Annotated in this window: 7 protein-coding genes and 1 other RNA gene; 3 read left to right on the top strand and 5 right to left on the bottom strand. The window is 44.1% G+C overall.

Annotated elements, in window-relative coordinates:
• Positions 1–35: 35 nt before the first annotated feature.
• Both ssrA and smpB read right to left on the bottom strand, forming a co-directional pair.
• Positions 36–402, bottom strand: a transfer-messenger RNA (tmRNA) gene (ssrA, locus tag AB4653_RS02120).
• A gap of 66 nt (positions 403–468) precedes the next feature.
• Entirely contained in the window at positions 469–954 is a 486-nt protein-coding gene (gene smpB, locus AB4653_RS02115) for an SsrA-binding protein SmpB (RefSeq protein ID WP_004735156.1), read from the bottom strand.
• A gap of 119 nt (positions 955–1073) precedes the next feature.
• Between smpB and AB4653_RS02110 the strand changes: the two genes are divergently transcribed.
• Together AB4653_RS02110 and AB4653_RS02105 are read left to right on the top strand one after the other, a co-directional pair.
• A complete protein-coding gene (locus AB4653_RS02110; RefSeq protein WP_004735157.1) occupies positions 1074–1502 on the top strand; it encodes an SRPBCC family protein in 429 nt (142 codons plus the stop codon).
• 3 nt (positions 1503–1505) lie between these two features.
• A complete protein-coding gene (locus AB4653_RS02105) occupies positions 1506–1817 on the top strand; it encodes an RnfH family protein (protein WP_009848325.1) in 312 nt (103 codons plus the stop codon).
• A gap of 183 nt (positions 1818–2000) precedes the next feature.
• On the opposite strand, the gene bamE is transcribed toward AB4653_RS02105, so the two are convergent.
• The 3 genes from bamE to nadK form a co-directional block, all read right to left on the bottom strand.
• Positions 2001–2360 (bottom strand): outer membrane protein assembly factor BamE, encoded by a 360-nt coding sequence (gene bamE / locus AB4653_RS02100; protein ID WP_009848326.1) that lies wholly within the window; start codon positions 2358–2360, stop codon positions 2001–2003.
• A gap of 167 nt (positions 2361–2527) precedes the next feature.
• The gene (gene recN, locus AB4653_RS02095; protein WP_102258213.1) at positions 2528–4192 is read right to left on the bottom strand and encodes a DNA repair protein RecN; all 1665 of its coding nucleotides are present in this window, start codon (positions 4190–4192) and stop codon (positions 2528–2530) included.
• A gap of 293 nt (positions 4193–4485) precedes the next feature.
• Positions 4486–5370 carry an NAD(+) kinase gene (gene nadK, locus AB4653_RS02090; protein ID WP_009848328.1) on the bottom strand — a complete coding sequence of 295 codons (885 nt, stop codon included), beginning with the start codon at positions 5368–5370 and terminating at the stop codon, positions 4486–4488.
• A 143-nt stretch (positions 5371–5513) separates the two neighbouring features.
• On the opposite strand from nadK, the gene grpE reads away from it, so the two are divergent.
• Positions 5514–5764: nucleotide exchange factor GrpE (gene grpE, locus AB4653_RS02085; RefSeq protein WP_372103201.1), on the top strand; the 251-nt coding region annotated here is incomplete at its 3' end.

Here is a 5764-nt window from a genome sequence, read left to right as displayed (position 1 = left end):
GGCCAACTCTTTCGAGTTGGCCCTTTCCAAACGTTTGGTGGAGCTGGCGGGAGTTGAACCCGCGTCCAAAAATCATTCATCATTGGTACTACATGCTTAGTCGATCTTTAATTTCACCAGCAACCTGCGAACCGACACGCTAGTTAAAGGCTAACCTGAATTGTTATTCGCGCTTTTCCTCTCAGGTGGGAGAATCCGCGCTAGCTAGTTTGGGTTTGATCTCTTATTGGTCCCCGTCTTACGAGCGGAAGCTAGGGTAAGAGAGCTCTGAGCAGGTTATTAAGCTGCTAGTGCGTAGTTTTCGTCGTTTGCGACTATTTTTTTGCGGCTTTTAACGTGGCCAACCGCCCCACGGCATGCACCTCAGACTTCAAAATTCCTGTCGAATCCTAAATCAGCCCCAAGTGTTATTTGCATAGTACCAGAAAAGCTTTGCCTGTCTAGCACTGTGCGTTTAAGTGCTTAAAATTAACGCAAATTACTCTTCATAATTCGTGCTTTATCTCTCGCCCAATCTTTTTCTTTCATATCAGTACGTTTATCGTGCAGCTTTTTACCTTTCGCTACGCCAACTTTAATCTTCGCCCAAGAGCGAGACCAATAAAGTGCGGTTGCGACAAGCGTCATGCCTTCACGGTTAATACGACCGATAAGGTTGTCGAGTTCTTTTCTCGACATTAGTAGTTTACGGATGCGTGTTGGGTTCGCCACGATATGAGTACTCGCTTGAGTTAGCGGAGTGATCGTCATACCACTGATGAATGCTTCGCCGTCTCGGATGTAGACGTAGCTTTCTGCGATATTGGTTTTGCCTTCACGTAGGGATTTTACTTCCCAGCCTTGTAGCTCAAGCCCCGCTTCTATCTCATCATCGATGAAATATTCGTGGCGAGCTTTCTTATTAAGCGCAATGGTATTACTACCGGCTTTTGATTTTGATTTATTCTTTGCCATAATGGCCTCATTATACGGATTGCACCCTAGTTGGGGAATCCTTTTTATTTGCGCTCTGGCCCAATACAATTAAAATTGCAGTTTGTGTTAATGTAACGCTGTCTTTAACAGGAGTCTATATGCCAAAGGTTACTCGTTCAGCATTAGTGTCGTTTAGTGCCGACCAGATGTTCAGCTTGGTCAATGATGTTGCTCGTTATCACGAGTTTTTGCCAGGGTGTTCTGGTTCACGTGTGATCGAATCTTCAGATTCAACTATGGTGGCTTCGGTTGATGTCTCTAAAGCGGGTATCAGTAAAACATTTACCACATCTAACCGCTTAGCGGATGGCGCTGAGATCTTGATGGAGCTGGTGGACGGCCCGTTCAAAAAGCTGCAGGGTGGTTGGTATTTTACTCCGCTCGATGAGCAAGCGTGTAAGGTTGAGCTTAAGTTAGAGTTTGAATTCTCTAGCCGAATGATTGAAATGGCATTTGGTAAGGTTTTCAATGAGCTGACGAGTAATATGGTCAGTGCTTTTACTCAACGCGCGAAACAGGTCTACTAAGCCATGACTATTGAATCGGATATGATCCACGTAGAGGTTGTGTTTGCACTTCCGCATGAACAGCGTGTGTTTACTTTAGTAGTAAACAAGCACGCGACCGTTGAAGAGATCATTGCGCAGTCTGGCGTTTTGGAATTATACCCAGAGATCGACTTAGCAAAAAACAAGGTTGGTGTGTTCAGCCGCAACGTTAAGCTAGATGCGACGGTTCGCGATAAAGATCGTATCGAAATCTACCGAGCACTGTTAGCCGATCCAAAAGAGATCCGCCGTAAGCGTGCTGAGCAAGCGAAAGCAGCCGCAGCTAAATCGTAGTGCTAAAAAAATTCGACTAAGAAGAGAGCTCGCAATGTTGGCGAGCTTTTTTGTGCCTGTTGGTTAGACACGCAGCTAATTTGTTAGCAGATATTAAAAAGCCTGCTCATGTGAGCAGGCTTTTGCGATTCATACCTTGTCGACTGGAAAGCTTTATCAGCTGAGAGCTTTGTTGACTGAAAGCTAGCGAAGGCTTTCGAAGAACTCATCACTGGCTTCAAAATCACCATTGATCGTTACTAGAGTGCCAGTGGCATCAAAGTTCACGACAAGGTTTTTCTGGATAGGGTCGTTATGGCCTTTTTGGTGGTGGTAAATGTAGTACCACGTATCTGGGTAGCCATTTTCGATAAGCATAGGTGAGCCCATAACGTAACGAACTTGTGTTTTTGTCATGCCAAACTTGAGCTGATCGACAGCTTCTTGTTCAACATAGTTACCCTGATTGATGTCAATTCGATAAACCAACTTCTCTAGTAGAGAGCAACCGGTCAACATTGTTAGTGCAAGTGGAACTGCAACTAACCACTTTTTAATTCGCATAGTTTGAGATCTTTCTTCGCTAAAATACTGCCTGATAATAAACAAGCTCCAGCAAGAAGTAAAAAGCTCCTTGCGCTTTGAGCTTGTTATGACTGGCAATTTTGAATTAAGTTGCAAAATTGCCAAGAATTTTCGGTAAATTATCAGAAAGTTGCTGAATATGTAACCTATGCTGCGATTAATAACTCTTTTGCATTGGCAAGCGTCGATTCGGTAATTTGGCTGCCACCAAGCAGTCGAGCAAGCTCTGAAACGCGTTGTTGTTCATCAAGCGTGTGCATTTGAGTCTCGGTTTTACCTGATTTCGTGTTCTTTGCAACGAACAGTTGTTGATGTCCACAACCTGCCACTTGAGGTAAGTGCGTTACACACATAACTTGCGTAGATTCGCCCAGCTTACGTAGCATTTTTCCGACAACCGCAGCGGTTGGTCCACTGATACCCACATCGACTTCATCGAAAATCAGGCTTGGTGTATCCACTTTTTGCGCTGTGATCACCTGAATCGCTAGTGAGATTCGTGATAACTCGCCCCCAGAAGCCACTTTAGCAATGGGCTGCATTGGTTGACCTGGGTTGGTCGAAACAATGAAGGTCACGTTATCCATACCTAATGGAGAAGGGTGTGTGTTGGTGTTGTTTACTTCAATGGCAAACTGCGCTTTTTCCATGCTCAGTTCATGCATGCTTTGCGTGATCAGCTTGTTGAGTTCTTTTGCGTAACGAGTTCGAGATTTATGAAGCTTCTCTGATTTAGCCACGAACGACTGGTATTGGTTTTCTACCTCGTTTGCCAATTCTTCCAATTTTTCATCAGAGCAATCAAGCGCTTCAACTTGTTGTAATAAGTCTTGATGGTGCTTATAAAGCTCTTCTGGCAACACGTGATGTTTACGAGACATCGACATCACTTTTGAGAAGCGCTCTTCAACGTAAGCCATACGACCTGGATCGACATCAATGCCATCTAGGTATGTTCTTAACTCGTTATTGGTTTCTTCTATCTGAATAATGGCTTCAGACAATAAGTTTGGTAACTCAGCCAATCTTTCATCTAGCTCCGCTAACTGAATCAGGGAGTTATTGGCCGATTGCAGAATACCAAGCGCATTAACTTCTTCGCCTTCATAAATAAGCTCGATAGCTTGTTGGCAGGTTGTGGCCAGTTCTCCGCTATTGGAGAGGCGCTTATGCTCTTGTTCGAGGTCTTCATATTCTTCCTCCCCAATAGACAGCTCATTTAACTCTTTGATTTGGTATTCAAGAAGTTGTTTTTGAGCTTGGTTTTGCTGGCTATTTTCACGTAACTCTTTTAAGTGGTTATCGGCTTGTCGCCAGGCTTGGTAAGCATTACGTGTCGATTTCAATAGGTTCAAGTGACCTGCGTATTGATCAAGCATGGCCATTTGGTAATCGCTTTTCATCAACTGATGGTGCGCGTGCTGACCATGAATGTTGATCAACAGCTGTCCAAGCGATTTTAATTGTGAAAGAGGCACGGGACTGCCGTTGATGAATGCGCGAGAGCGACCTTCTTTAGAGATGGTTCTGCGTAGGATGCATTCACCGCCATCAAGCAGTTCATTGTCTTCTAACCAGCGGGTAGCATGCAGATTGTTCTCAAGTAAAAAAGCGGCACTGACTTCGGTTTTTTCTTCACCTTGTCGAACCATTCCTGCATCAGATCTTCCTCCAAGACACAAGCCTAAAGCGTCGATAGCGATAGATTTACCCGCACCAGTTTCTCCGGTGATTGTTGTCATGCCTTTAGAGAGTTCTAGCTGTAAAGACTTAACAATAGCGAAATTATTAACACTTAGATGAGCCAGCATTTTTATTTACCTGTATAACTGAACAATACTGTATATAATCCCAGTATATACTGTTTCTTTATACAGTAAAGTCGGTGGGTGAAATTTTTTTGCGACAGATCTCAGAATTGAGGTTGTCTGTAGATCACTGAAACCGCAGTAGATTCCCAACTCAGTTGTTCCTCCCTGTCGGGAGTGGAGGTATAAGGAATTGCAGAGAAGCGAGAGCCTACGGGCTTTCTATGGGCAATAAAAAAGGCTGACGAACGTCGTCAGCCTTTCATAATTCGGTTACTTCTGGAGCTTTTATTCTTTTAGAACAACTTACTCGACCAGCCTAGTTTGTTACGTAGAACATGGTAGTAGTTGTAGTCTTTAGGGTGGATCAGCTTGAGTACATTCGGGCTTTGGTAAATGTGGATCTCATCGCCAGGGGAAACCGGTAGCGAGATTTGGCCATCGCAACTGACTTCTTGAGTGCCGCGGTTATCAGGCGATACGATCAGCTTGATACGACGCTTTCCATCCACTACCAGTGGGCGGCTTGAAAGGGTGTGCGGGAACATTGGTACTAATGAAATTGCATTTAAGCTTGATGACAGGATAGGACCACCACCAGAAAGCGAATAGGCGGTTGAACCTGTCGGTGTTGAGACGATCAAGCCATCAGAACGCTGTGAGAAGGCGAAGCTGTCATCGATATACACTTCGAACTCGATCATATGTGCGACTTGACCGGGGTGAAGTACTGCTTCGTTGAGTGCGGCGTTGTGGCTTTTTATTTGGCCATGACGATGAATTTCAGTTTCAAGTAAGAAGCGCTCTTCTTCCATGAATTCACCCTTGAGTACATCAGTAAGCGCACTCTGGAAGTTTTCAGGATTAAGATCGGTAAGGAAACCTAGGTTACCTCGGTTTACGCCAATCACTGAAATATCGAAACGTGACAAGATTCTAGCGGCACCGAGCATATTTCCGTCACCACCCACCACAATGGCGAGATCGGCGCGTTTACCTAATTCAATTAGGCTAGAAAAATGTTCTTGTGGGATATCGTCTAAAATTGTAGCGAGTCTGTCATCCACAAACACTTGATAACCCTCAGTACTTAACCACTGATAGAGCTCTCTATGAGTCTGAATTGCTTGCTGATCTCGAGGTTTACCAATAATGGCGATGACTTCAAATGGCTTTTTCATAACGTTTCCAAACGAATTAGGCTTGAATCAAAATTCTTCATCCCCATAATAAAGGCAAGTTGAACGTCTATGCGAGTGTTTTATATCAATTTGGGGTGCAAACACACCTGTCACTTGCATTGAAAACGAATTCTGGAGAGATCATGAGCAACGAAGAAAACAAAGTAACGGAAGAAGAGCTAGATCAAATCATTGCTGAAGCTGAGAAAGTTGAAGAAGCTGAGCTAAATGAAGAGTCTGTTGATGAGCAAGAAGCAAAAATCGCTCAACTAGAAGCTGCACTACTTTCTAGCGAATCTAAAATGAAAGAGCAGCAAGATTCTGTTCTTCGCGCAAAAGCTGAAGTTGAAAACATGCGTCGCCGTAGCGAGCAAGAAATTGATAAGGCGCGTAA

The sequence above is a fragment of the Vibrio sp. 10N.222.48.A3 genome, assembly GCF_041475345.1.
GTDB lineage: Bacteria > Pseudomonadota > Gammaproteobacteria > Enterobacterales > Vibrionaceae > Vibrio > Vibrio tasmaniensis_A.
The sequence above is the reverse complement of the archived record's forward strand: the minus strand, read 5'-3'. Positions and strand labels throughout refer to the sequence as shown.

Excerpts from the sequence above, each read along its gene's own strand:
- smpB (WP_004735156.1), bottom strand. The coding sequence starts at position 954 with ATGGCAAAGAATAAATCAAAATCAAAAGCCGGTAGTAATACCATTGCG.
- AB4653_RS02110 (WP_004735157.1), top strand. The coding sequence starts at position 1,074 with ATGCCAAAGGTTACTCGTTCAGCATTAGTGTCGTTTAGTGCCGACCAG.
- AB4653_RS02105 (WP_009848325.1), top strand. The coding sequence starts at position 1,506 with ATGACTATTGAATCGGATATGATCCACGTAGAGGTTGTGTTTGCACTT.
- bamE (WP_009848326.1), bottom strand. The coding sequence starts at position 2,360 with ATGCGAATTAAAAAGTGGTTAGTTGCAGTTCCACTTGCACTAACAATG.
- recN (WP_102258213.1), bottom strand. The coding sequence starts at position 4,192 with ATGCTGGCTCATCTAAGTGTTAATAATTTCGCTATTGTTAAGTCTTTA.
- nadK (WP_009848328.1), bottom strand. The coding sequence starts at position 5,370 with ATGAAAAAGCCATTTGAAGTCATCGCCATTATTGGTAAACCTCGAGAT.